Below are 23,741 nucleotides of genomic sequence, written 5' to 3'. Positions count from 1 at the left end.
CTCCGCTTGGTGCTACTCGTTATCGGAGCGCGGGTCAGTGCCGCGCGTGCTCCGACTCCGTCGCCGACGCCATCGCCAGCGTGCGGCCCACCGGGGCGGCCGACGTGGCCGGGAACGCGTCCGGCCTGCCGCCCGGGCTCGGCAGCCCCGCCACCGTGGCGGCCTGCTCGACGAGGTTGCGTTCGACCACCGGCCCCGCCGGGCGGCCGGACGAGCCGCTGCCGGGGCTACCCGGGATCACCGCACTGCCCAGCGCCATCGCCATCATCGAGAACGCCCCTGCCGCGGCGAACGTGAGCCGCCGCTTGCTGACCGGGGGCCTGACGCGTCTCGGCGCCGTCGTCGGCCGTCCGGCGCGCGGGCCCGAACTCCCGCCGCGCGGCCGTGCGAAACCCGGGGCCCGGTTCTGGAACTGCGAAGGGGGCGGGACGGCCCCCGCGACGCGAGGAGGGGCGGCCTCTTCTCCCCCGCCACCCGGGCCGCCGGCGGCATCGCCGGCACCCAGCGCGAGCAAACGGGCCATCAGGTCGCCGGAGGGCTCCGGGCGGGCACTGGTCGCGAGCAGCGCTTTGACGCGCCGCTGCTCCTCGGCCTCGGCGCGGCACTCGGCGCACTGCGCCAAGTGGGCCAGCACCTTCTCCCTGGCCTCGTGTCCAAGCTCGCCGTCGACGTATGCCGCGAGCTTGTCCTCGGGGTGGTTCACCGTTCTGCGCCTCCAGCCTCGGCCGGACACGCCACCCCGGCGTGCGAACCAACGTTCACGGTGCCCTCATCTCTGCACCGATGCCCACCCCGGGGTCTCCTCGCGGTCCGCGGAAGTCCGGGGGGCACGGTGCCGCAGCGCCGCCCGGAGCTGGGACCTGCCGCGATGGATGCGGCTACGGACGGTCCCGAGTTTCACACCGAGCGTGGTGGCGATCTCCTCGTACGACAGGCCCTCGATGTCGCACAAGACGACCGCGGCACGGAACTCCGGGGCGAGCGCGTCGAGCGCCTGCTGGATGTCCGCGTCGAAGTGCGTGTCGTCGTACAGCTGGGCGGGCGAGGACTCGCGCCCGGGGATCCGCTCGGCGGCGTCCTCGGCGAAGCCTTCGAACCGTATGCGCTGACGACGGCGCACCATGTCGAGGAACAGGTTCGTGGTGATCCGGTGCAGCCAACCCTCGAACGTGCCGGGCGTGTAGCTCGACAGCGAACGGAAGACCCGGACGAACACCTCTTGCGTGATGTCGTCCGCGTCGTGCGGGTTCCCGCTCAGGCGGTAGGCGAGGCGGTAGACGCGCGCCGAGTGGGTGCGGACGATGTCCTCCCACGACGGCGGTGTCCACGCATCCGCACCGGGGCGGGCGATCGTGCCCTTCTCGGTGCCTGGCTGCGCGAAATCCCCCGTGCCTGCCGCGGTGGCGGCGGGTGCGGGGGCGGTCGGGCGTTCGGTGATTGCGTTTGCGGCGTCGGCCACGGGATTCGGCATCGGCGCAGCGGCGCGAGAAACGGTCTGATCCTCGCGACTGCCGTCCATTGCCACACCTCCTCTTTCGAGTAGCGCAACCACCATAGACAACCTGCCTGTTAAGCCCGGATAAGTGCGCCCGGCGCTCCTTCTCCCATGCGAACCTGCGTATTTGCCTGTTCCACAAGGACCAACGACCCACCCCGCCCCGAGGTTCCCGGCCCCCTCGGCCGCCCGCGGGGCGCCCCGCCCCCCGCCGGGTGTGACCCCCGGGGCCGGCGGGGATGCGGGTGGGGGTGTGGCTCGCCACGGTGGCGTGCGCCGGGCTCTACTACTCTTGCCGCATCCGGTCGTCCCGTCCCGCGACGGTCCGGTTCCGAGGATTCCCGACGATTACTGACGATTGCTGACGATCAGTAGCGGCCCATCGGCGTCCCGACGTGAGGAGGAGCCATCTCCAGCAACCGCCAGGCGAGCTGGGACTTCGCGGAGGCGTACGGCGGCGAGGACGCGATCCTCGTGCAAGCCCGCCACCGCGCCCGCGAGGTGGGCGTGACGCCGATCAGCCCCGGCGGCGGCGCCGCGCTGTCGTTCCTCGCCGCCGCGACCGACGCCCGCGCGGTCGCGGAGATCGGCACCGGGACCGGCGTGTCCGGCGTCTACCTGCTCCGCGGCATGCGCCCGGACGGCGTCCTCACCACGGTCGACCTGGAGCCGGACCACCAGCGCATCGCCAAGGAGACCTACGCCGAAGCCGGATTCTCCGGCGGCCGCGCCCGCTTCATCCCGGGCCGCGCCCTCGACGTGCTGCCGCGGCTCGCCGACGGCGGCTACGACCTCGTCTTCGCCGACGGGTCCAAGGCCGAGTACGGCGACTACCTCGCGGAAGCCATCCGCCTGCTGCGTCCCGGCGGCGTCGTCTGCTTCGACAACGCGCTGTGGCACGACCGGGTCGCCGACCCCGCGCACCGCGACCCGGAGACCACCGCGGTCCGCGACGTGCTGCGCAGCGTCCGCGAGAACGACGCGTTCGTCCCGACGCTGCTCCCGGTCGGCGACGGCCTGCTCTGCGCGGTCAAGCGCACCTGACCCGCATCCCGACCCGCCGACGAACCCGCTCCCGACCCGCTCCTGATCCGAACCGGAGCGGTATCGGCAACTCCGCGGCCGCCCGGGCAGCCGTTTTCGGGCATGCGACGGCCCCGGGCGGTACGTTCTCACGGATGCGTCCCGGATCTTCCGATCGCGGGAAAACTCCCTGAACACATACCGGCCGGGGCCGCTGCTCATCGTGACGCCGCCGAGGGCGGCACGGGCCGAGCCGCCGCAGCGGCTCGATCCGAGGTCAGGCCTTCGCGCCCGTGGCGTTCGCCAGCGCCTCGCTGAGCGCACCCGCCTCGTCGGGGGTCAGCTCGACCACGAGCCGCCCTCCGCCCTCAAGCGGAACGCGCATGACGATGCCCCGCCCTTCCTTGGTCACCTCGAGCGGGCCGTCGCCCGTCCGCGGCTTCATGGCCGCCATGCTCGTTCCCCTTCCCGCACATATCGACACACCGGCTGCACAACCGGCAACCGGTCTTCGAGCGCATTGATCAGGAGCCATTATCCCGCATTCGGCGGCGGCATGAGCAACATCGGTCAGGGACGGCCTCCCGCGCGCCTCTCGCAGGCCGGTTCGAGCGGTCCATCCGCCGTCCCCGCACCGGGTGTTCCGACCTGTGCGGCACCCGCCGAGGCCCGGGGGCCGCGACGGCGCGGCGGAGGCCGTCCGGCATGCTGAACCCACCGGATGCGCCCGCGCACCCGCCCTGCCGCCCTCACGTACCAGGAGATTTGCGTGGCCGAGAAGTCCTCCGCGACCGAGACCCCCGAGACCGCCGACAACGTCCTCTACGCCGCCGCCGACGGTGTCGCGACGATCACGATCAACCGGGCCGGCGCGATGAACGCCCTCGACACCGACACGAAGGTGGCGCTGCGCGACGCCGTGCTGCGCGCCGCGGACGACCCGGACGTGCGCGCGGTCGTGCTCACCGGCACCGGCCGGGCGTTCTGCGTCGGCCAGGACCTCAAGCAGCACATCGAGCTGCTGGACGTCAGCCCCGAGGTCACCTTCGCGACCGTCAAGGAGCACTACAACCCGCTGGTCACCGCGCTGGCCACGATGCAGAAGCCGGTCGTCGCGGCGGTCAACGGGGTCGCGGCGGGCGCCGGCGCGGCCATCGCGTTCGCGTGCGACTTCCGCGTCGTCGCCGACACCGCGGGCTTCAACCTGGCCTTCGCGGGCGTCGCGCTGACCGCCGACTCGGGCGCGTCCTGGACGCTGCCGCGCCTGGTGGGCCACGCCCGCGCGACCGAGCTGCTGATGCTGCCGGAGACCATCCCGGCGGCGCGGGCGCTGGAGCTGGGCCTGGCCACCCGGGTCGTCCCGGCCGCCGACGTGGCCGCCGAGGCGGGTGCGCTGGCCGCCAAGCTGGCCGCGGGTCCGACGGTCGCGTACGGCGCGATCAAGGAAGCCCTGGCCTACGGCGCCGACCACTCGATCGTGGAGACCCTCGCCAAGGAGGACGAACTCCAGCTGAAGGCCGGCCGCTCCGCCGACCACCGGATCGCGGTCGACGCCTTCCTCGCGAAGGGCAAGCCGGAGTTCACCGGCAAGTGAGCCGCGGGCCGGTCCGGGACCTCCGCCCGGGCCGGCCGCGAAGCCGGAAGCGGCGGACGGTCAGATCCGCCGCGCGTGGCACGCCTTGAGGTGGTCGTCCACCAGCCCGCAGGCCTGCATCATCGCGTACGCCGTCGTCGGCCCCACGAACGTGAACCCGCGCTTGCGCAGGTCCTTCGCGAGCGCCGTCGACTCGTCGGTGACCGCGGGCACGTCGGCGACGGTCCGCGGCGCCTTGCCGCGGCGCTTGGGCGCGTGGGACCAGATGAGCGTGTCGAGGCCGCCGTTGGCGAGGCCCTGCGCGACCTTGGCGTTGGCGATGCACGCCTCGATCTTGGCCCGGTTGCGGATGATCCCCGGGTCGGCCAGCAGCCGCGCCACGTCCGTCTCGTCGAACGCGGCGACCTTGTCGATCCGGAATCCGGCAAAGGCCGTCCGGAAGCCCTCCCGGCGCCGCAGGATCGTGATCCACGACAGCCCGGACTGGAACGCCTCCAGGCACAGGCGCTCGAACAGCGCGTCGTCGCCGTGGACGGGCACGCCCCATTCCTCGTCGTGGTACGCGACGTAGTCCTCGGTGCTCAGCCCCCACGGACAGCGCGCGAGCCCGTCCTCGCCGACCACCACCCCGCCCGGAACCGTCACGCCTGCTCCTCGTCCTTGGGCGCCGCGGCGTCCTGCGGTGCGGCGTCCTGCGCCGCGGCGGACGCGTCCTCGGGGGCGGCCTGCGGCTCGGCCGCACCGCCCGGCGCCCCGGCGCCCTCCGACGCCTCCACGGCCCCCATGGCCCCCACGGTCTCCGCAGCGTCCACACCGACCTCGTCGGCCGCCTCGGGCCGTCCGGCCGCCTCCGGTGCCTGCTTCTCCAGCCCCACCGGGGCCGCGCCGGCGTACCCGGCCGCGCCCACGGCCGCGCCGACCGCCACCGCGGCCCCGGCCACCCCCGCCGGCACCACCCCGGCCAGCCGGTACTCCAGGTCCATGATCCGGGCGTCCCGGGCGGAGAGTTCCGCGCTCAGCCGGTCGAGGGTGTAGTCCACCTCGCTCATCCGGTAGCCGCGCAGCACGACGGGGAACCGCACCCGGTCGACGTCCTCGACGGTCAGCGGCTTGTCCGGGGTCCACGACAGGTCCGGGCGGTCCTGGTAGGCGTCGGGCAGCGAGCCGCCCGCGCCGAGCACGACGGCGGCGACCACGAAGACCACCGCGGTCACCACGACCAGCTGGATCCAGAACACGGACACTCCCCTTGTCGGCACCGCGTGTACGAGCCCCCTGTCGGCCGTACCCGGGACGATCGTGCCACGATCTGGGGTGGGGATGTCCGCCCGGCGGCGTACGAACCGCTCGAAACCACGGGCTGCCCGGAAACCACGACCTGGAGGATGCCGGTGGCGACGCTGCGGCTGGGACGACGCGAATTCGGCGACGACGAGCACGTGATCATGGCGATCGTGAACCGCACGCCCGACTCCTTCTTCGACAAGGGCGCGACGTTCGACGACCGCCCCGCGTTGGAAGCCGTGGACCGCGCGGTCGCGGAGGGCGCGGGCATCGTCGACATCGGCGGCGTGAAGGCCGGCCCGGGCGCCGAGGTGGACGCCGCCGAGGAGATGCGCCGCACCGTGTCCTTCGTCGCCGAGGTGCGCCGCCGCCACCCGGACGTCGTCATCAGCGTCGACACCTGGCGCCACGAGGTCGGCGAGGCGGTCTGCGAGGCGGGCGCGGACCTGCTCAACGACGCGTGGGGCGGGGTCGACCCCAAGCTCGCCGAGGTCGCCGCCCGCTACGGCGTCGGCATCGTGTGCACGCACGCGGGCCGGGCCCAGCCGCGCACCCGCCCGCACCGGATCGGCTACGACGACGTCATGGCCGACATCCTGGACGTCACGGTCGGCCTCGCCGAACGCGCGCTCGCACTCGGCGTGCGCCGGGACGCGATCGTCATCGACCCGGGGCACGACTTCGGGAAGAACTCCCGGCACTCGCTGGAGGCCACCCGGCGGCTCGGCGAGATGGCCGCGACCGGCTGGCCGGTGCTGGTGTCGCTGTCCAACAAGGACTTCGTCGGCGAGACGCTCGACGCGCCGGTGAACGAGCGGCTGCTGGGCACGCTGGCCACGACCGCGGTGTCCGCGTGGCTCGGCGCCCGGCTGTACCGCGTGCACCAGGTGCGCGAGACGCGGCAGGTGCTCGACATGGTGGCCACCATCCAAGGCACGCGCGAACCGGCGGTCGCCCGGCGCGCGTTGGCCTAGCGGCCCCGCGGGACGTGCCGGAAGCATGGCGTGCCGGAGGGGCTCCGCGCCCCCGCGCGAAGCCCCTCCGGTCTTCCCCCGTCGCGTGAACTCCTCCGCCTCGAAGCGTTCACGCCGTGCCGCGGCCCCTTCCGGCCGCGTTCCGGTCCCCGGTTCGGATCAGAGATCGGCGTGGTGCCGCCACGGGCCGGTGATCGCGAACATGGTGCCCGGCGTCTGCACGTTGGCGAACAGGATGCGGCCGTCCTGGGAGAAGGTCGGGCCGGTGAACTCGCTGTACTCCGGCTTGTCCGCGGTGCCCTCGTTCACGTCGTTGCGGGCGAGCGGGTATGCGCGGTTCTTGCTGGTCGCGCCGACCAGGTGCTGGATGCCGTCGCCGTCCTCGGCGAGGACCACGCCGCCGTGCGGCGACACGGTGATGTTGTCCGGGCCGTCGAACGCGCCGTCCACGGCCGGGTTCGGGTTGACGCCGAAGCGGAGCTTGAGGGCGAGCGTGCGGCGGGCCGGGTCGTAGAACCAGACCTGGCCGTCGTGCTGCACCGGGCTCTCGGCGCGGGCGAAGCTCGTGACGACGTACGCGCCGCCGTCGCCCCACCACGTGCCCTCGATCTTGCGGCCGCGGGTGATGTCGGTGTCGGCGAACTGCTTGCGGACCGACACCGTGCGCGCGTCGCGGTCCGGCACCGGGATCCAGGACACCGCGTAGGTGGTGCCGATCTCGGTGGCGCGCGACAGGTCGTCGACGTGCTTGCCCGACGCGTCCACGGCCTTCATCGCGGCGAGCGTGCCCGCGGTGTCCGCGAGGCCCTTGAGCCGGCCGCGGCCGCCGCGGAAGCCGCGCGGCGGCTCCCAGCGGTAGAGCAGGCCGTTCGGGTTGCCCGCGTCCTCGGTGAGGTAGATGTGGCCGCGCCACGGGTCGACCGCGGCGGCTTCGTGGGCGAAGCGGCCGAGCGCCTTGACCGGCTTGGGGTCGCGGTTCGCGCGGGTGTCGTACGGGTCGACCTCGAAGACGTACCCGTGGTCCTTGGTGGCGCCGTTCTGGCCCGCGAGCGTCTCGGTCTCCTCGCAGGTCAGCCAGGTGTCCCACGGGGTCTTGCCGCCGGCGCAGTTCGTCGAGGTGCCGGCCACGCCGACGTACTCGCGGATGCGGCGGCCGTGCTTGTCGGCCTCGACGACGGTGCAGCCGCCCGCGATGGCCGGGTCGTACACGTAGCCGTCGATGTGCGGGACCGGCAGCGGCGTCTTGTCGACCAGACCGCCGAGCTCGTGGTTGTTCACCAGCACGGTCCCCCCGCCGTGCCGGTTGAACGCGCCGGTGCCGTCGTGGTTGCTCGGCGTCGGGTGGCCCGACTCCAGCTTGGTGACCCCGGCCTGGGTGACGATCTGGTACGAGAAGCCGGCGGGCAGCGCGAGGCGCCCGGCCGGGTCGGCGACCAGCGGCCCGTAGCCGAACTCGGGGCGCGGGCCGCGGCCGTTTCCGTTGCGGTCCTCGCCCTGGTCGTTGCCGCCCTGCGCGGCGGACGCGCCGGGGGCCAGCAGCATCTCGGTGCTGCCGACGAAGGCGATACCGGCGCCGACGACCGCGGAGCGGCCGAGGAAGCCGCGGCGGGACACGCCACTGGACTGGGGCATCGTTTCTCCTGCTCGGACCTGCTCGGCGGGAACGGATGCGCACTGATGGGTCGTGCGCGTCCTCGGCTCCGGCGTGTCCGATGCGCCGGGGCGCTCACACGTTCCCGCGCGGTGATGTCCGCCCGGTGAACGCGGCCGGGCGGACGGGTGCCGAGCAGAGGAATCCGGCGGATGCCCCGGATCCGGCGGGATCCGGCGAGCCCGGCGGGGGTCAGCTGCCCGCGCGGCGCTCCGCGGCGGCCTTGGCGCGCTGGGCGGCGACCTCGGTCTGGTCGAGGAGCTTGTCCGCGTCGACGATGACACGGACCGCTTCCTCGATGTCGTCGGTGATGTGGATCAGCTCGAGGTCGGTCGGCGACGCCTTGCCGCTCGCCACCACGCGCTCGCGCAGCCAGTCGATCAGGCCGGTCCAGTAGTCGACGCCGATGAGGACCAGCGGGAAGTGCACGACCTTGCGGGTCTGGATGAGGGTGAGCGCCTCGAACAGCTCGTCCAGCGTGCCGATGCCGCCGGGCAGCACGATGAAACCCTGCGAGTACTTCACGAACATCGTCTTGCGGACGAAGAAGTACCGGAAGTTCAGCTCGATGTCGCAGTAGGGGTTGAGCCCCTGCTCGAACGGCAGCTCGATGCCGAGGCCGACCGACGTGCCGCCGGCCTCCTGGGCGCCCTTGTTGGCCGCCTCCATCGCGCCGGGGCCGCCGCCGGTGATCACCGCGTAGCCGGCCTCGACGAGGGCCTTGCCGACCCGCTCGCCCAGCACGTACTCGGGCGACGCGGCCGGGGTGCGGGCCGAGCCGAACACGGCGACCGCCCGGTCCAGCTCGGCGAGCGCGCCGAACCCTTCCACGAACTCCGACTGGATGCGCAGCACGCGCCATGCCTCGGTGCCGAGATGCCGGACTCTCGGATGTACCGCGGCCAATTCCGCGGGCGTGGCGAACTCGGGGGGCTCGGTGGGGGTGAAGCGCGTGTCCATGCGCACCACACTGCCACCGACGGCCCCCCGACGTGGGGATTTCCGTTCGCCGACCGCCGGGCCCGGACAGCTCGGACCGGCCGGGCCCGCGGTTCTCAGGCCAGCCAGGCCCGCATCCGGGCCTCCGCCTCCAGCACGGCGGCGACCTCCACGTACTCGCCGCGGGTGTGCGCGAGCGCCGGGTCGCCGGGGCCGTAGTTGACCGCCGGGACGCCGAGCGCCGAGAAGCGCGCCACGTCCGTCCACGCGACCTTGGCGCGCGGGGTCCCGCCGACCGCGGCCACGAACTCCGCCGCGGACTGCCGGTCCAGCCCGGGCAGCGCGCCCGGGGCGGTGTCGGTCAGCTCGATCGTCGCGCCGCGGGCCGCCGCGGCCGCGAAGACCTCCTGCACATGCGCGAACGCGTCCGCCTCGGAACGGTCCGGGGCGAAGCGGAAGTTCACGGTGACCGCGCAGGCGTCCGGAATGACGTTGCCGGCCACGCCGCCCTCGATGCCGACCGCGTTGAGGCCCTCGCGGTATTCGAGGCCGTCGATGAGCGCCACCCGCGGCTCGTACGCGTCCAGGGCTGCCAGGATCGGCGCGGCCTTGTGGATCGCGTTGTCGCCGAGCCACGAACGCGCCGAGTGCGCGCGCACCCCGTCGGTGGTGATCCGCACCCGCAGCGTGCCCTGGCAGCCGCCCTCGACGACCCCGCCGGTGGGCTCCATCAGCACCGCGAAGTCGCCGGCCAGCCACTCGGGGCGGGTGCGGGCCAGGCGGCCGAGGCCGTTGCGGGACGCCTCGACTTCCTCGTTGTCGTAGAAGACGTACGTGATGTCCCGGTTCGGCGCCGTCAGATGCGCCGCGAGCCGCAGCTGGACCGCGCAGCCCGCCTTCATGTCCGAGGTGCCGCACCCGTACAGCCGCGGCCCGTCCAGGCGCGACGGCACGTTGTCGGCGATCGGCACGGTGTCCAGGTGCCCGGCCAGGACCACGCGCTCCGCGCGGCCCAGGTCGGTCCGCGCGACCACCGCGTCGCCGTCCCGGTGCACGGTCAGGTGCGGCAGCGCCCGCAGCACCTCCTCGACCACGTCCGCGAGGGCTTTCTCCGCACCGCTGACCGAGGGAATGTCGACGAGTTGCGCGGTCACGTCGGCCGCGTCGCGGGCCAAGTCCAAAGCAGCAGGCATGCCCGCCACCATAGTCTTCGGTGTGTGGGCCAGAGAAAGCGTGCGGAAGAGCGGAACGAGCGGTCGGGCATAGTCGGCTGGGTGATCGCCCTGCTGGTCGTGCTCGGGCTGTTCGCCGCCGTGGCGGTCGTCGTCGTCAAGATGCTGCCCGGAGGCGGCACCCCTTCCGACGAGTGCACCGTGCCGGATGCCTCAGGGGCGTCGGACACGCTGTCGTTCGACCCCGAGCAGGCCGCGAACGCCGCCACGATCGCCGCCGTCGGCCAGGCCCGCGGGCTGCCCGACCGCGCCATCGAGATCGCGCTGGCGACGTCGATGCAGGAGTCCAAGCTGTTCAACATCAGCTACGGCGACGCCGATTCGCTGGGCCTCTTCCAGCAACGCCCGTCGATGGGCTGGGGCACCCAGGCGCAGCTCCAGGACCCCGTCTACGCGTCCGGCAAGTTCTACGACGCACTGGTCAAGGTGCCGAACTACACCGACCTGCCGCTCACCCAGGCCGCCCAGAAGGTGCAGCGCAGCGCCTACCCGGACGCCTACGCCCGGCACGAGAACAAGGCCGTGTCGCTGACCGCCGCGCTCACCGGCCGTGCCCCGGCCACGCTGAGCTGCCGCCTCGCCGCCAAGCCCGGCGTGGTGACCGCGGCACCGCTGCGTACCGCGCTCACCAAGGACTTCAAGCCGGCCGTCGCGGACTCCGCGGTCGCCGACGCCACCGGCACGCTGGCCGTGCAGCCCGGCAAGACCGACGGCCGCGGCTGGGCGATCGCGTCGTGGGCCGTCGCGCACGCCCAGCAGCTGGGCATCCGCGAGGTCTCCTACGGTGGCAAGGTGTGGACGCGCGAGGACGGCGGCGACGGCTGGCAGACCGTCAAATCCGGCAGCGGCAAGGCCGCCCCCGCGGACGCGACGCAGGTGCAGATCCGCTACACGGACGCCCCGTCCTGACAAGTGCCTCCCGGGTGCCCTCACCCGAACGAGGGATCTGTTTCGCGAATGGCCCGCTTCGTCGCAACCTTTCCGCGCCGCGGCCGATATACCCGGCGTCCGTGCCCGACCGGCCCGGACGCCGGGGACCCGGCAAGTACGAAAGTTCTTGAGGAGCGCGATGTCGAGCACTCTCCCGCGCCGCGTGGTCCAGGCCGCGCTGCTGGCCGCCGCGGGCGCGGCGCCGTTGATCATCGGGGCGTCCGCCGCCCACGCCGCGGAGCTGCCGGTGCCGGCGCTCGACGGCGTCACCGGCATTTCGCAGCCGGACCTGGCGGTGCCGACGGGGATCGCCGACCAGGTCGGGGAGGGCCTCGCGGGCTCCGTGCTGGTCCCGGCCGAGGCGGGCCTCGGCCCCGCGCTGCCGATCGCGGGCTTCTCCGCCGACCGGGGGCTCAACAGCGCCATGCCGTCCGCGGACAACGCGATCACCACGGGCACCCAGCACTACCTCCAGACCAACGCGGCGGAGACACTGGCCGGCGTGACGACGCCGCTGCGCGAGGTTCCGCAGCTCTTCTGATCCCGGCCGGTCCCGGGCCAGCCGGTCTGCACCGACCGAGAACCCCCGGACCGCCCCGAGGGATCCGCGGAACCCGAAAGTGTGCGGGGCGGCGCCCCGAGCACCGCCCCGCACACTCGGCCCCGGGGCTCCGGCCCTCGGGGCTCGGTCTTCGGAACTCAGCCCTTGAGACGCGCCACCGCGGCCGCCACGCGCTCGTCGGTGGCGGTGAACGCCACCCGGACGTGCCGCGTGCCCGCCGCGCCGTAGAACTCGCCGGGCGCCACCAGGACGCCGCGTTCGGCCAGCCACGCCACGGTGTCCCAGCACTCCTCGTCGCGCGTCGCCCACAGGTACAGGCTCGCCTCGGAGTGGTCGATGCGGAATCCCGCCGACTCCAGCGCGCCGCGCAGCAGTGCCCGCCGGGCGCCGTACCGCGCCTTCTGCTCGGCCACGTGCGCGTCGTCGTCGAACGCGACGCGCATCGCCTCCTGCACCGGGCCCGGCACGATCATTCCCGCGTGCTTGCGCACCGCGAGCAACTCCCGCACCACCGCCGGGTCGCCGGTGACGAACCCGGCGCGGTAGCCGGCCAGGTTGGAGCGCTTCGACAGGGAGTGCAGCGCGAGGAGGCCGTCGTGGCTGCCGCCGCACACGTCCGGGTGCAGCACCGACACCGGCTCGGTGTCCCAGCCCAGTTCGATGTAGCACTCGTCGGACACCAGGATCGCGCCGATCGAGCGCGTCCAGGCGACCATCTCGCGCAGTTCGTCCGCGGTCCGCACGGCGCCGTGCGGGTTGCCCGGCGAGTTGATCCAGACCAGCCGGACACCGTCCGGGTCCGGCTTCTCGCCGTCCGCGACCGGCACCGGCTCGGCGCCGGCCAGCCGCGCGCCGACGTCGTACGTCGGATACGCGAGCGCCGGGTGCAGCACCTTGTCGCCGGGTCCGACGCCGAGCTGCGCGGGCAGCCCCGCGACGAGTTCCTTGGTGCCGATGACCGGCAGGATCGCGGCCGGGTCGGCCGCCACGCCGAGGCGGCGGCGCAGCCAGCCGGCCGCGGATTCGCGGACCGCGGCGGTGCCGTAGGTCAGCGGGTAGCCCGGCGAGTCGGCGGCCGCGGCGAGCGCGTCGCGGATCAGCGCGGGCGTCGGGTCGACGGGCGTGCCGACCGACAGGTCGACGATGCCGTCCGGGTGCGCGGCGGCCTTCGCCTTGAGCGGTTCGAGCCGGTCCCACGGGAATTCCGGCAGCCGTCCGGAGACGCGGCGCGCCGCCCACCCCTCGGCGGAGGCGGACGGCGCGGTGCTGTTGTGCGTGTCGGTCACAGCGACGACTACTCCGCGGCCTGCGGCGGCAGCGCGGCGATCAGCGCGTGGTCCTTGTCGATCTGACCGAGCTTCGAGGCGCCGCCGGGGGAGCCCAGGTCGTCGAAGAACTCGACGTTCGCCTTGTAGTAGTCCTTCCACTGCTCGGGCACGTCGTCTTCGTAGAAGATCGCCTCGACCGGGCAGACCGGCTCGCACGCGCCGCAGTCCACGCACTCGTCCGGGTGGATGTAGAGGGCGCGCTCACCCTCGTAGATGCAATCGACGGGGCACTCCTCGATGCATGCCTTGTCCTTCACGTCGACGCAGGGCTGCGCGATGACGTAGGTCACGTGGGATTCCTCCTCATGGCGGGCTCCGCCAGGTCGTTACGGGTGCGCGGGAGCGCGGCAACGTCGATGCCCGTCACTAGTATCGCGGTGGTCCCGGGCTATCTCCTAGCGGGCCCATATCAGCAGAGATCACCGTCTCAGGTCAGCAGAGATCGGGGTGTACGGCAGGTGAACCGGATCACACCGCACGACGTCGGAAGGCGGGTGTCGGTTCGACGCCGGCTGAGCCCGGAAGGCGCGCCGCCGCAGTTCGGCGACGTGGTCGGCGTCCTCGACGCCTGGTCCGCGGGGGTGCTCACGATCACCCGCAAGGACGGCAGCATCACCCGGGTGGACGAGCACACGCTGGTTGCGGGGAAGGTCGTTCCCCCGGTCCCGGCGCGAGGGCCGGCGGCTCTGCCGGTGGAGTTGTTGCAGGCCGCAGCCGATCGGGCGTGGCCTGCTTTCGAGTATGCCGCGCTGGGCGGCTGGCGTTTGCGGGCGGCCGGCGGATTCACCGCCCGGGCCAACTCGGTGCTGGCGCTCGACGAGCCCGGCCTGCCGTTCGACGCGGCACTCGCGGAGGCCGAGCGCTGGTACGCCGACCGCGGCCTGCCATGCCTGTTCCAGACCGTCGACGGCGATGCGGAAGACCGCGCGCTCGCCGCGCTCGGCTGGACACCGGTCCGCGCCGCGCTGTTCCGGACCGGGCGCTTGGCCGCGGCCCGGGACCGGCTGGACGCCGTCGACGACAGCCGCGTCGAGCTGTCCGGCACGTTCGACGACGCGTGGATGAGCCTGTACCGGCGGGTGGACGACCTCTCCCCCGAGGTGCGGCACGTGCTGGCGGGCCCGCCCGGCACCCTGTTCGCCCAGATACGCGATGCCGCCACCGGCGCGACCGTCGCGATCGGCCGCTGCGCGATCGAGGTCGGCGGCGACGCCGGGCCCGGCCCCGGCCGCCGGCTGGCCGGATTCGCGGCCGTCGAGGTGGACCCCGCACACCGGCGGCAGGGCTTGGCGCGCGCCATCATGAAGGCGCTGACCGCCGAGGCGCTCGACGCGGGCGCCACGACCGGTTGGCTCCAGGTCGAACCGGACAACGACCCGGCGATCGCGCTGTACGACGCCCTGGGCTTCGCGGATCACCACCGGTACCACTACCGGCAGCCCCCGCAGGCCTAGCCGGGCCCGTCGGCCGCCGGACCCGTCGGCCGCACCACCCGGCTCCGCCGCACCACCCAGCTCCGCCACGCCGCCGCAGGGAGACGCGCCCGTGACCGACCCCACCGCCGCCCGCCGGGCGCGGTTCGCCGCCGTCGTGCGCGGCGAACCGGTCGACCTCGCCGAAGCGTGCCTGCTGATCGGCGCCGAAGCGGACCCGTCGCTCGACTTCGGGCCGTGCCGGGCGGAGCTCGACCGGCTCGCCGCGGCGGTCGCCGCGGAGCTGGCCGAACCGCCGCACGACGCGGAACCGTCCCGGGCCGCCGCGGTCCTGGCGCTGGTGCTCGGCGCCCGCGCCGGGTTCCGGGGCGGCCAGGCCGACTACGGGGACCTGCGGTCGTCGCTGCTCGACCAGGTGCTGCGGCGCCGGCGCGGCCTGCCGATCCTGCTGTCCGCGGTCTGGACCGAGGTGGGCCGCCGCGCCGGCCTGCCGGTCTACGGCGTGGCCCTGCCCGGCCACTTCGTGGTCGGCATCGGCGACCCGGACGCCGCGTTCGTGCTCGCCGACCCGTTCGACGGCGGGCGGCTCATGACCGAGACCGACGCCCGCGCGGTCGCGCTGGCCGCGGGCGGGTCGCCGGACGACCCGCACCTGCTGCGGCCCGCCCCGCCGCACGCGATCCTGCTGCGCATCCTCAACAACGTCCGCGGCTGGGCCCAGGGACCGCATGCGGCCATGGCTCCCGCCCGGGGGCCGGTCACGGTGCCGGTCCCGGAGCGCACGTGGACGCAGCTGTGGGCGGTCGAGCTGTCGCTGCTGCTCCCGCGGCATCCCGCGGTGCTGCGCAGGGAGCGCGGTGCGCTGCTCGTGCAGACCGGGGATTTCCCGGGCGGCGCCGCCGAATTGGAGGCGTTCGCGGACCTCGTCGGGCCGATCGACCGGGAACTCGCGGACGCGGTGCGCCGGGAAGCCCGCGCGGCCCGCGCCCGGCTGAACTAGGCCGTGTCCCCGGGCGCGTCCCCGGGCGCGTCCGGTCGGCCCGGCCGCGGCTAGGGCTTCTCCGGCGCGCCGCCGTCGTCCGCCGGCGCGGTCGGTGCGGTCGGTGCCGAACTGCCGTATTCGGTGCCGGTGAAGGCGCGCAGGAACGCGTTCGGCGCCTGCGAGATGCCGCTGCAGCCCGGGTCGGCCGCGCCCAGCGCCACGACCGTCGAGCCGCACCCGCGGTCGCGGGCCGCCGACCACCACGACAGCGCGCCGAGGTGCCGGCTTTCCGCGAAGCGGGCGAGTTCCTGGGCGTCCGCGACCGTGAACACCTCGCCGGGCACGTCGGCCACGCCGATCATCGGCGTCAGGCCCATCGTGCGCCAGACCTGAGCATCCGTCAGGTTGGGCCACACGCCGCGCAGTTGGCCGTGCGCCGTGTTGGCGGCGTCGGTGGTGTAGCGGGCCATGCGGCCCATCGGGTTGGGTGCGTTGGCGGGACCGTAGTCCATCGCCATCAGGTTGACCGTGTCGACGTTCAGGCCGCGGGTGGTGGCGTCGCGCAGCAGGGCGACGGCTTCCGTGCCGAGTCCCGCCGGTCCCGCGGGCAGCGAGTAGGTCAGGTGCAGGTTGCGGCCGGCCTTGCCGAGGCGCTGGCGCACCAGCACGAGGGCCTGGTTGCGGCGTTCCACGATGTCCGGGCGGGCGAGCGACCGGCCTTCGACGTCGAGGTCGATGTGGGTCGCCCGGAACATGTCGACGACTTGCAGGTACGCGTCGGCGAGCGCTTCGGGCGTCCGGCAGCCGGCGGCCAGGTCGTTGCCGCCCGAGCCGCCGAACGAGATGGTCACGTCGCCGCCCTGCAAGCGGAGTTCGGAGACTCGCTGGACGACCGACGGGTCGTCCAGGCGGACCCCGCCGCCCCACCCGGGCCGGCAGTCGCCGCCGTCGACCACGAACGCCAGCGTCCAGTCCGCGACCCCGGTCAGCCGGCTCGTCGCGGCCAGGTCGAACGAGCCGGGCGCGGAGAGGTCGACGTACGGTCTGATCCGCGTCGCCCCCGCCCCGGTCCCCCCAGGGGCCCCGGACACCCCGGGCGTCGCCGACGCGGCCGGCACCACCGGCCGCACCGAGCCGGTCGCCGACGAGGTTGCGGTCGCGGTCGTCGGGGCCGGCCGCTCCGGCGGCGCACCCCGGCCCGGCCCCGACACCGTGCTCGCCTGCGGGGCCGCCGACGGCGCGGCGGACGGCACGGCCGCCGTGTCGGCCTGCCCGCACGGCCGGTCGTTGATCGTGCATTCCAACGGCAGTTCGGTCGGCGGTTCGCCCGGATCGACCCGCCGAACCTCGAATCCGACGACGGCGGTCTCGCCGGGGCGCAGCACCCGGTTCCATTCCTCGTCCCGGATCGTGTACTTGCCGCCGTCGCGCGCCAGGCGGCCGTTCCACAGCGTCGCGACCTCGCTGCCCGCCGGGAGGCGGAAACGCAGCGTCCAGCCGTGCGCGGCGTCCTCGCCGCTGTTGCGCACCACGTACTGGGCGCTGAAGCCGGTGGCCCAACTTCCGGTGCGCACATATTCGGCGGTGAGCCGGGTGCGCGGGCCGTCCTCCGCGAGCGCGACCACGAAGACCGCCGGGAGGGCGGCGAGCACGGTCGCGACGGCACCCCAGCGGAGGCGGCCGCGTGCGGTGGCGGAAAGCGACGCGCGTAGCCGGCCGGTCCGGCGGCCGCGCGGTGCCGGGGCCGCATCCGAATGCGGCGCGTTCGCGCGGCGCAGCGCCATGGCCTGCCTCCGAAGTGCTGCACAAATCCGGGGGGTTGGCCCCGGAGCCCCCGGCGGGGGTGAACCGTCCGTCGCGCGGGTCGCCGTCGGTGGCGCAAGGACTCTACTCGCTCTGCCCTCGCCCGCAACGAGAACGCCGCACTGCGCCACGGGGTTCCCCCGATGCGGCATCATGCACCGCGCCGCGCCGCGCGGCCCTTCCGGCCCCGCGCGGCGGCACCGCACACCCGTGCCGCGCGGGTAGCGTGCCCCTATGCTGCAACTCGCCGACGCCCGCAGCGGCCGGAAGACGCCCGTCCAGGCCGCGGGAGGCCGCCGGTTGACGGTGGCGTTCTGCCCCGGCTCGCTGCGTGCCGCCGTGACCGCCGACCTGGTCCGCCGCGCCGCCGAACGGCACCACCTGGTGGTGATGCTGGCGCCGCACCCGTGCGGCGAACCTCCGGTGGCCGAGCCGATCCGCTACAACATCCACCCGCCGTCGGCCACCGCCACGGTCGGCGCGGTCGACGTGCACGTCGGCCCGCACGACCACGACGAGGGCGACCGGATCATCCTCGCCACCATGCACGACCATCCGGCGTTCCCGGACGCGGATCCGCTCGCGGTGCGCCTGGCGCTGCTGGACCGGAGGCACGGCGACCGCACTCCGCTGGGGCCCGCGGACATCGCCGAGGCGCATACCCGGCTGCTGGAACTCCGGGCCGACGTGGCGCGCTTCGCCGAGGCGCCGTCCGGCGCCATCCCGCTCGACCGGATCTCCGCGATCCACGCCGCGGTGGACGACGACCTCGACACCGCGCGGGCGCTGGCGCTGACCGACTCGCTGCGCCACGACGCGGCGGTCGCTCCGGGGGCCCGGTTCGAGTCGCTCGTGCACCTCGACCGCACGTTCGGCCTCGATCTGGCGCAGGACGTCGGGAAGATCTATCCGTCGGACTGACGGGTCAGCGGCCGTCGCGGCCGTAGTACGCCAGGAACATCTCCACGCCCCGGGCGATCAGCTCGTCGGCCGTCTCCGGGTCCAGCGGCGCGGGGTAGCCGCCGTGCGCGAAGTGCGGGTACAGGACGAGCGCGTGGAACTGCAGCACGGCGACGTCCACGTTGGGGACGTCCAGGCGGGGGTCGCCGCGCAGCAGTTCGGCGAGGGCCGCGGCGAGCCGGTCCGGGCCGTACGTGCGCCAGACCCCGGCGAGTTCGGGGAAGCGGGCGCTCTCCGCGGCGACCAGCGCGCGGAGCGCCAGCACGTCCGGCCGGGCGAGGCCGTCGACCCAGGCTCGGGCCGCGGCGGTGAGCGCGCCCCGCACGTCCGGGGCGCGCCGGACGAACTCGCGCATGGTCTCGAACGGTTCGCGGCAGGCTTCCTCGACCGCTTCGCCGACGACCTCGGCAAACAGCTCTTCCTTGGTGCCGAAGTGGCTGTAGACCGTGGCTTTGGACACCCGCGCGTGACCGGCGATGGCCTCGACCGTCACGCCGAACCCGTCGCGCAGGAAGCGCTCCCGGGCCGCCCGCACCACCGCGGCGCGCTTGCGGCCGGCCGGGCCGCCGCCATGCCGCCGTCCGGTCGCGACGGTCACCGCGGCACGCCCGCGAACTCGGCTGCCTTCATCAGTCGTTGTTGCCCGAACCGACGCCCGGCGGAGCCGCTGCCCCGCCCGGGGCCGGCGGGCCGCAGGTGATGGCGTCGGCCGGGTCGTACTTCGTGTGGAACTGCTCGCGGCGCACTTCCCGGCCGCCCTGCACGAAGATGCGCGTCACGTCGATCTTGAAGCCCTGCGACGGGCCCTGCGGCACGCAGCCGGCGCTGGTGTCGTTGATCGCCTTCGGCTCCACCAGGTCGTACTTCGGGGAGCTGGTCGACTTGATCTGGTCGTACTTCTTGGTGCCCAGCAGGGTCACGGTCACCGAGTTGTCGGTGTACGACGTGTCGATGTAGACCGGCTTGCCCGAGTCGTTCTGCCACTTCAGGTCGAGCGACGGCCACGCGACGGTCGCTTCGCGGCCCGCGGGGTAGCGGTCGATCCAGAAGCTGTGCGGCTTGTGCTGCACGTCTTTCAGGCCCGCGAAGAAGACCGCGTTGAACATCGTCGTGGCAACCTGCGAGACGCCGCCGCCGAAGTCGGTCTGGAAGCGGCCGTTGTTGATGATCGTGCCCTTGGCGAAGCCGTTCTCCGCGGTGCGCTCCCCCACCGTCTTGTTGAGCGACCAGGTGTCGCCGGGCATCACCACACCGCCGTCGACGAGGTCGGCGGCGCGGTGGATGTTCGTCAACCGGTACTGCGCGTACGGGTAGTTCGTCGTGTACGTCGCCAGCACGTCGGTGATCCCGAGCGCCTGCGCCTTCGCCGTGGTGAACGCCGGTTCGACCGGCCCCAGCGCCACCGCCGCCGTGCGCCCGCTCGTCTTGGTCAGCACCGGCATCAGCGCCTGGGCCGCGGTGTCGCCGGAGACGCCCTGCCCGGGCTTGGACGGGACGACGCTCACCTTGCCGTTGTCCACCTTGAACGTCGCGTCGACCGGCTTCTGGCCGACCGTGGAGAAGCTGTTCCCGAGTGCTTCCTGCAGACCGGCGGTGTCGATCTTGGGCACCAGCTTGCCGTTCGCGTCCGGCACCATCGACAGGTACTTCGCCAGCGTGGCCGGTTCGAGCTTCATGCTGGCCTTGCCGGCCGTCAGCGTCACCGGGCCGGACATCGCCGGGACGGCGAACTCGCGCATCGCCCGGTCGACTTCCTCCTGGCTGACCTTCGGCGTCGACTGCTTGGTGGGCAGCACCACGGGCCCGCGCGGACCGCCGCTCATGTAGGCGCTGCGCACCGCCTCGACCGCCGCCGGGGTGTCCAGCACCCGCACGGTCTGCGGCGCGATCGCGGTGGCCTTGCCGCCGTCGAAGGACACCCCGCCTTCGCGGGCGTGTTCGCCCGCGTCCGCGGCGAGTTGCTCAAGTGCCGCGGCCAGCTTGGCGGGGTCCTCGATGGTGGCCGGCTTCACCGTGCGCGAGCTGCCGAACATCGCCGGCACGGACTCCAGCGGATTGAGGCTGCGGTGCGCGGCACGGTCCACGGTGCTCTCCGCGTCCAGGATGAGACCGGAGTTCGGCGGGTCGAGCATCAGCTCCTTGTCGCCGATCTTCACCGGGAACGGGCCGGTCGCGCGGTCCCCCAGCACGCTCTCCAGGGTGCGGACCGCTTCGGACTTCGACTGACCGCCGATGTCCACCCCGAGCACGGACGTGCCGCGCGGCACCCCGCCGCCCGCGTACGCGAGCGAGCCGCCGTAGATCCCGCCGAGCAGCGCGATGCCGGCCGCGGACCCGACGATCAGCATGCGTTTGCGCCGCCGTGCGGGCGACATCGGCGCGGCCCGCTTCTTCTGGCCCGCGGGCGCGGGCTGGTGCCGCGGGGCGTCGGCGCCGAACTCGTGGTCGTCGGCCTCGTCCCAGCCGCCGTACGGCCCCGGGTCGCCGTCCGGGGCGAGCGGGGCTTGGCCGCGCAGCACCACGGGCGGGATCGGCCGGGAGCCGGGGATCTTGATGCTGACGCGGGTCGTCATGGTGCGGTCGCCCGCGTCGTCGTCACCCTCGGCCGTGCCGCGGAAGGCGTCGGTGCCGCCGGGCGAGGCGAGCGGGGTGGGGCTGCCGAAGGCGCCGATGAGGCTGCGGCGTCCCGCCTTCTTCGGCAATGCGGCGGCAGGGACGTCGGCGGCGGCCGCGGCAGGTTCGGCGGTCGGCGGCGGGACGGACTCCGGGTCCACGGCCGGCATGGCGCGGGTGTCCCCGGGCGGCGGGTAAGCGCCGCCCGGCGCCCCTTCGTCCGCCACCGGGTACGCCCCGGTGCCGTACGACGGCACATGCGGCGTCGGCGGAATCCCGTCGACCGACGGCATCGGACGCACCGGCTCGTCCGCGAACCACGAGTCGAACTCGGACGGGTCGCGCGGCGGCAGATCGGTGCCGTCCGCATCGGGCGCCGGCCCGGCCGCCGGGCCCGGGACGCGGCCTCCCCCGGAGCCCGCGGGCGGCTCGTATCCGGGGTCCTCGGGCAGGCCGGGCGTGGTGGGGTGGTCGTTGCTCACGACGAACGAACTCTCCGTTGCGATCTTCGACCGCCCGGGAAGGCGGCCACCGATGGCCGGTCGCGTCCGACGGCGGGCGCGGGGGCGACCGACTCGTGATCGCTTGATGCCGCCGTGCCGGGACGGAACCGCGTGCCTCTCCGGCACACGTGGGGCCAATGGACCGGGGGTGCTTGGCCGCTCCATGTGAGCAACGAACAGGGGACCTGAGAAGTTACGTTCGAGGCTCCGGCCGGCCGGGACGACGATCCCGGGCACCCGCGCCCACGAGCATGCCGGGTGGCGGCTCTCAGGTGTTCTTATGCGGCGTGCGTTCACCCGAAAGGAGGAGGAATCCGGGGGTGCCGCCCCACGGCTGCATCGCGATGGTCACGCCGATGATCGAGCCGCCGAAGAGGAAGAGGTAGGAGGTCGCGCCGCTGGTGAACACCCAGTCGCCCTCCGGGCGCGGGTTCGCGGCGATGTAGAACGCGGTGACGAGCCATCCCGCGGCGGGCGCCAGCGCACCGCCCTTGCTCCGCATCGCGTAGCCGCCGACCACGAAGGCGCCGCCCGCACCGGCGAGCGCCGCGATCAGGCCGCCCGGCAGGTACGCGGCCTGCGCGAACGCACCGACCGCGGCCACCGCGCAGCCCAGCACGAACAGTCCGATGTACGCCGCGACCCGGCCGACGGTGGAAAGCACCCGGAAACTCTAACCCGGGCCGCCCGGGGCCGGGGTCCGGCCCCGTACGCCCCGGTCGGCCGACCGCGCCGGCCCGGTCCCCGCGGCGCCGGTCAGCCGCGCAGCCCGGCGAACAGGTCCGTCTCGCGGCCGTCCGCCCCGGCCGGACCCGGCTCGCCCCGCACCAGGCGGTAGTGCTCGACGCTCATGATCGACTGGCCGACGTTGTTGGACAGCGCGAAGAAGGTGTCCTCGGTCGACACCTGCGTCGGGTACGACCGCAGCGCCGCGACCTTCGCGTCGAAGAAGTCGCCCGCGTCGACGGCCGCGGTCACCACGGAGTCGTCCACCACGAACGGCAGCTCGTCGACGTCCTTGAAGTCGAACGGCGGCTGCTTGCCGTCCGCCACCATCTGGTCGAAGCTCGCCTTCACCACGGACTTCGGCATCGCGTTCCAGTAGACCTTCGCGATCGCCCACGCCTCGCCCTCGCCGTGCCCCGGGTCGGCGGCCAGCTCGGCGGCGCGCATCGCGACGCGGTGCGCCTGGATGTGGTCGGGGTGGCCGTAGCCGCCGATCTCGTCGTAGGTCACCAGCACCTGCGGACGCACCTCGCGGATCACCGGCACCAGCAGCCCCGCGGCCTCGTCCACGTCGGCCTGCCAGAAGGAGTCCGGCCGGTCGTTCTGCGGCGTGCCCATCATCCCGGAGTCGCGGAAGCGGCCCGCGCCGCCGAGGTAGCGCTGGTCGGACACGCCGAGCGCCTTCATCGAGTCGGCCATCTCGGTCATCCGGTGCGCGCCGAGGCCGTCCTCGCGGTCCGAGGCGAGGTGCGCCAGCGCGGGCACCAGGATCTCGCCCTCTTCGCCGAGCGTGCAGGTCACGAGCGTGACGTGCACGCCCTCGGCGGCGTACCGCGCCATGCTCGCGCCGTTGTTGATCACCTCGTCGTCCGGGTGCGCGTGGACGAGGAGGAGGCTGAGGGATGCTGCGGACGCCGTCATGGGTGCCAGCGTACGTGGCCGCACCGGCGCGGGCCGGAACGCCGGGCGGTTCGGACGGCTCAGCCGCGCCGGTGCACGAACACGCCGTAGTCGCCGTCCGGATCCCACGGTTCGCGGCCCCAGCCGGCGAACCGCTCGACCGGCACGAGGCCGGCCGCCGCGCACGCCGCTTCGTAGCGCTCGGCTGCCAGCGGGACGCCGCCTTCGCCCCCGTCGAGCGCGAACCCGGCGACCACCAGGCCGCCGTCCGGCCGCACACAGGAAGCGAGCGCGGCCAGCACCGGGAACTCGGTGCCGGGCGTCAGGTAGATCATGACGTTGCCCGCGGCCACCGCGAGGTCGAAGGGCTCGGCTTCGATCCCGGGCCCGCCGTCCACAGGCTGTGGATGCAGCATCGCGAGATCCAGCGCGGCGAGGTCGCCGAGCACCCAGGTGAGCCCGGGGGCCTCGGCACGTGCCTCGTCCAGCATGGACGCGTCGATGTCCACCCCCGCGGTCGTGTGCCCGCGGCGGGCGAGTTCGACGGCGATGCGCCCCGTGCCGCATCCGGCGTCGAGAACCCGCGCGCCGCGCGGCAGCAGCGCGTCGCAGAAGCGGGCTTCGCCGTGCAGGTCGCGGCCCTCGGCGGCGAGCGCGCGGAAACGCGCCGCGTATGCCGGGCCCCGCGTCCCGCCGGTGACTTCGAGCCAGCGGTTGCCGCTCGGGTTCTGCGCCTCGGTCGTCATGCGACCAGGCTAGAGCGGCCTCCGGAGACCCTCGGAGCCACCCGCTTCGACCGTGGGGTCGGG

Annotated in this window: 24 protein-coding genes; 8 read left to right on the top strand and 16 right to left on the bottom strand. The window is 73.9% G+C overall.

The window, feature by feature from the left end; all coding sequences use genetic code 11:
• Positions 1 to 34 precede the first annotated feature (34 nt).
• Positions 35 to 703 (bottom strand): anti-sigma factor family protein, encoded by a 669-nt coding sequence (locus tag ABEA93_RS14745; protein WP_345675955.1) that lies wholly within the window; start codon positions 701 to 703, stop codon positions 35 to 37.
• 66 nt (positions 704 to 769) lie between these two features.
• Complete coding sequence (gene sigE, locus ABEA93_RS14740; RefSeq protein WP_425584952.1) at positions 770 to 1,471, bottom strand: RNA polymerase sigma factor SigE; 702 nt, start codon at positions 1,469 to 1,471, stop codon at positions 770 to 772.
• A 432-nt stretch (positions 1,472 to 1,903) separates the two neighbouring features.
• On the opposite strand from sigE, the gene ABEA93_RS14735 reads away from it, so the two are divergent.
• Positions 1,904 to 2,539, top strand: a complete 636-nt coding sequence (locus ABEA93_RS14735) for an O-methyltransferase (protein WP_345676045.1) — start codon at positions 1,904 to 1,906, stop codon at positions 2,537 to 2,539.
• A 256-nt stretch (positions 2,540 to 2,795) separates the two neighbouring features.
• Here ABEA93_RS14735 and ABEA93_RS14730 read toward each other — a convergent pair whose 3' ends face one another.
• On the bottom strand, positions 2,796 to 2,972 hold the full coding sequence (locus ABEA93_RS14730) for a DUF3117 domain-containing protein (protein WP_235057699.1): 177 nt from the start codon (positions 2,970 to 2,972) through the stop codon (positions 2,796 to 2,798).
• A 315-nt stretch (positions 2,973 to 3,287) separates the two neighbouring features.
• On the opposite strand from ABEA93_RS14730, the gene ABEA93_RS14725 reads away from it, so the two are divergent.
• Positions 3,288 to 4,112 carry an enoyl-CoA hydratase-related protein gene (locus ABEA93_RS14725; RefSeq protein ID WP_345675953.1) on the top strand — a complete coding sequence of 275 codons (825 nt, stop codon included), beginning with the start codon at positions 3,288 to 3,290 and terminating at the stop codon, positions 4,110 to 4,112.
• A 60-nt stretch (positions 4,113 to 4,172) separates the two neighbouring features.
• On the opposite strand, the gene ABEA93_RS14720 is transcribed toward ABEA93_RS14725, so the two are convergent.
• Together ABEA93_RS14720 and ABEA93_RS14715 are read right to left on the bottom strand one after the other, a co-directional pair.
• Entirely contained in the window at positions 4,173 to 4,757 is a 585-nt protein-coding gene (locus ABEA93_RS14720) for a DNA-3-methyladenine glycosylase I (RefSeq protein ID WP_345675952.1), read from the bottom strand.
• A complete protein-coding gene (locus tag ABEA93_RS14715; protein ID WP_345675951.1) occupies positions 4,754 to 5,350 on the bottom strand; it encodes a DivIVA domain-containing protein in 597 nt (198 codons plus the stop codon). Before ABEA93_RS14715 ends, ABEA93_RS14720 begins: the two co-directional genes overlap by 4 nt.
• 147 nt (positions 5,351 to 5,497) lie before the next feature.
• Here ABEA93_RS14715 and folP point away from each other — a divergent pair, with 147 nt between their 5' ends.
• Positions 5,498 to 6,370 carry a dihydropteroate synthase gene (gene folP, locus ABEA93_RS14710; protein WP_345676044.1) on the top strand — a complete coding sequence of 291 codons (873 nt, stop codon included), beginning with the start codon at positions 5,498 to 5,500 and terminating at the stop codon, positions 6,368 to 6,370.
• 159 nt (positions 6,371 to 6,529) lie between these two features.
• Here the strand turns inward: folP and ABEA93_RS14705 are convergent, their stop codons facing one another.
• From ABEA93_RS14705 to dapE, 3 genes are all read right to left on the bottom strand, one after another.
• The gene (locus ABEA93_RS14705; RefSeq protein ID WP_345675950.1) at positions 6,530 to 8,002 is read right to left on the bottom strand and encodes an alkaline phosphatase PhoX; all 1,473 of its coding nucleotides are present in this window, start codon (positions 8,000 to 8,002) and stop codon (positions 6,530 to 6,532) included.
• A gap of 211 nt (positions 8,003 to 8,213) precedes the next feature.
• Positions 8,214 to 8,981: an LOG family protein gene (locus tag ABEA93_RS14700; RefSeq protein ID WP_345675949.1), complete on the bottom strand. Its 768-nt coding sequence runs from the start codon at positions 8,979 to 8,981 to the stop codon at positions 8,214 to 8,216.
• Positions 8,982 to 9,076: 95 nt separating this feature from the next.
• Positions 9,077 to 10,153, bottom strand: coding sequence for a succinyl-diaminopimelate desuccinylase (gene dapE / locus ABEA93_RS14695; RefSeq protein WP_345675948.1), 1,077 nt, complete (start codon positions 10,151 to 10,153; stop codon positions 9,077 to 9,079).
• Positions 10,154 to 10,177: 24 nt separating this feature from the next.
• On the opposite strand from dapE, the gene ABEA93_RS14690 reads away from it, so the two are divergent.
• On the top strand, positions 10,178 to 11,101 hold the full coding sequence (locus ABEA93_RS14690; protein WP_345675947.1) for a VldE C-terminal domain-containing protein: 924 nt from the start codon (positions 10,178 to 10,180) through the stop codon (positions 11,099 to 11,101).
• Between the two features lie 160 nt (positions 11,102 to 11,261).
• A complete protein-coding gene (locus tag ABEA93_RS14685) occupies positions 11,262 to 11,663 on the top strand; it encodes a hypothetical protein (protein WP_345675946.1) in 402 nt (133 codons plus the stop codon).
• Positions 11,664 to 11,821: 158 nt separating this feature from the next.
• Here ABEA93_RS14685 and dapC read toward each other — a convergent pair whose 3' ends face one another.
• Both dapC and fdxA read right to left on the bottom strand, forming a co-directional pair.
• Complete coding sequence (gene dapC / locus ABEA93_RS14680) at positions 11,822 to 12,895, bottom strand: succinyldiaminopimelate transaminase (protein WP_345676043.1); 1,074 nt, start codon at positions 12,893 to 12,895, stop codon at positions 11,822 to 11,824.
• 83 nt (positions 12,896 to 12,978) lie between these two features.
• Entirely contained in the window at positions 12,979 to 13,302 is a 324-nt protein-coding gene (gene fdxA, locus ABEA93_RS14675) for a ferredoxin (RefSeq protein WP_345675945.1), read from the bottom strand.
• A gap of 168 nt (positions 13,303 to 13,470) precedes the next feature.
• On the opposite strand from fdxA, the gene ABEA93_RS14670 reads away from it, so the two are divergent.
• Positions 13,471 to 14,466, top strand: a complete 996-nt coding sequence (locus ABEA93_RS14670) for a GNAT family N-acetyltransferase (RefSeq protein ID WP_425584951.1) — start codon at positions 13,471 to 13,473, stop codon at positions 14,464 to 14,466.
• A 91-nt stretch (positions 14,467 to 14,557) separates the two neighbouring features.
• The gene (locus tag ABEA93_RS14665; protein WP_345675943.1) at positions 14,558 to 15,445 is read left to right on the top strand and encodes a transglutaminase family protein; all 888 of its coding nucleotides are present in this window, start codon (positions 14,558 to 14,560) and stop codon (positions 15,443 to 15,445) included.
• A 50-nt stretch (positions 15,446 to 15,495) separates the two neighbouring features.
• Here the strand turns inward: ABEA93_RS14665 and ABEA93_RS14660 are convergent, their stop codons facing one another.
• Positions 15,496 to 17,211: a glycoside hydrolase family 18 protein gene (locus ABEA93_RS14660; RefSeq protein WP_345675942.1), complete on the bottom strand. Its 1,716-nt coding sequence runs from the start codon at positions 17,209 to 17,211 to the stop codon at positions 15,496 to 15,498.
• 253 nt (positions 17,212 to 17,464) lie between these two features.
• On the opposite strand from ABEA93_RS14660, the gene ABEA93_RS14655 reads away from it, so the two are divergent.
• The gene (locus ABEA93_RS14655; protein WP_345675941.1) at positions 17,465 to 18,151 is read left to right on the top strand and encodes a hypothetical protein; all 687 of its coding nucleotides are present in this window, start codon (positions 17,465 to 17,467) and stop codon (positions 18,149 to 18,151) included.
• A gap of 4 nt (positions 18,152 to 18,155) precedes the next feature.
• Here the strand turns inward: ABEA93_RS14655 and ABEA93_RS14650 are convergent, their stop codons facing one another.
• From ABEA93_RS14650 to ABEA93_RS14630, 5 genes are all read right to left on the bottom strand, one after another.
• Positions 18,156 to 18,788, bottom strand: a complete 633-nt coding sequence (locus ABEA93_RS14650) for a TetR/AcrR family transcriptional regulator (RefSeq protein WP_345675940.1) — start codon at positions 18,786 to 18,788, stop codon at positions 18,156 to 18,158.
• A 31-nt stretch (positions 18,789 to 18,819) separates the two neighbouring features.
• On the bottom strand, positions 18,820 to 21,285 hold the full coding sequence (locus tag ABEA93_RS14645; protein ID WP_345675939.1) for a VanW family protein: 2,466 nt from the start codon (positions 21,283 to 21,285) through the stop codon (positions 18,820 to 18,822).
• A 289-nt stretch (positions 21,286 to 21,574) separates the two neighbouring features.
• A complete protein-coding gene (locus ABEA93_RS14640; protein ID WP_345675938.1) occupies positions 21,575 to 21,970 on the bottom strand; it encodes a DUF6113 family protein in 396 nt (131 codons plus the stop codon).
• Between the two features lie 92 nt (positions 21,971 to 22,062).
• The gene (mshB, locus tag ABEA93_RS14635; protein WP_345675937.1) at positions 22,063 to 22,953 is read right to left on the bottom strand and encodes an N-acetyl-1-D-myo-inositol-2-amino-2-deoxy-alpha-D-glucopyranoside deacetylase; all 891 of its coding nucleotides are present in this window, start codon (positions 22,951 to 22,953) and stop codon (positions 22,063 to 22,065) included.
• Positions 22,954 to 23,012: 59 nt separating this feature from the next.
• A complete protein-coding gene (locus ABEA93_RS14630) occupies positions 23,013 to 23,678 on the bottom strand; it encodes a class I SAM-dependent methyltransferase (protein WP_345675936.1) in 666 nt (221 codons plus the stop codon).
• Between the last annotated feature and the right edge of the window lie 63 nt (positions 23,679 to 23,741).

This window comes from Yinghuangia aomiensis (assembly GCF_039542225.1).
GTDB lineage: Bacteria > Actinomycetota > Actinomycetes > Streptomycetales > Streptomycetaceae > Yinghuangia > Yinghuangia aomiensis.
This window is presented reverse-complemented; position numbering and strand designations above follow the sequence as displayed.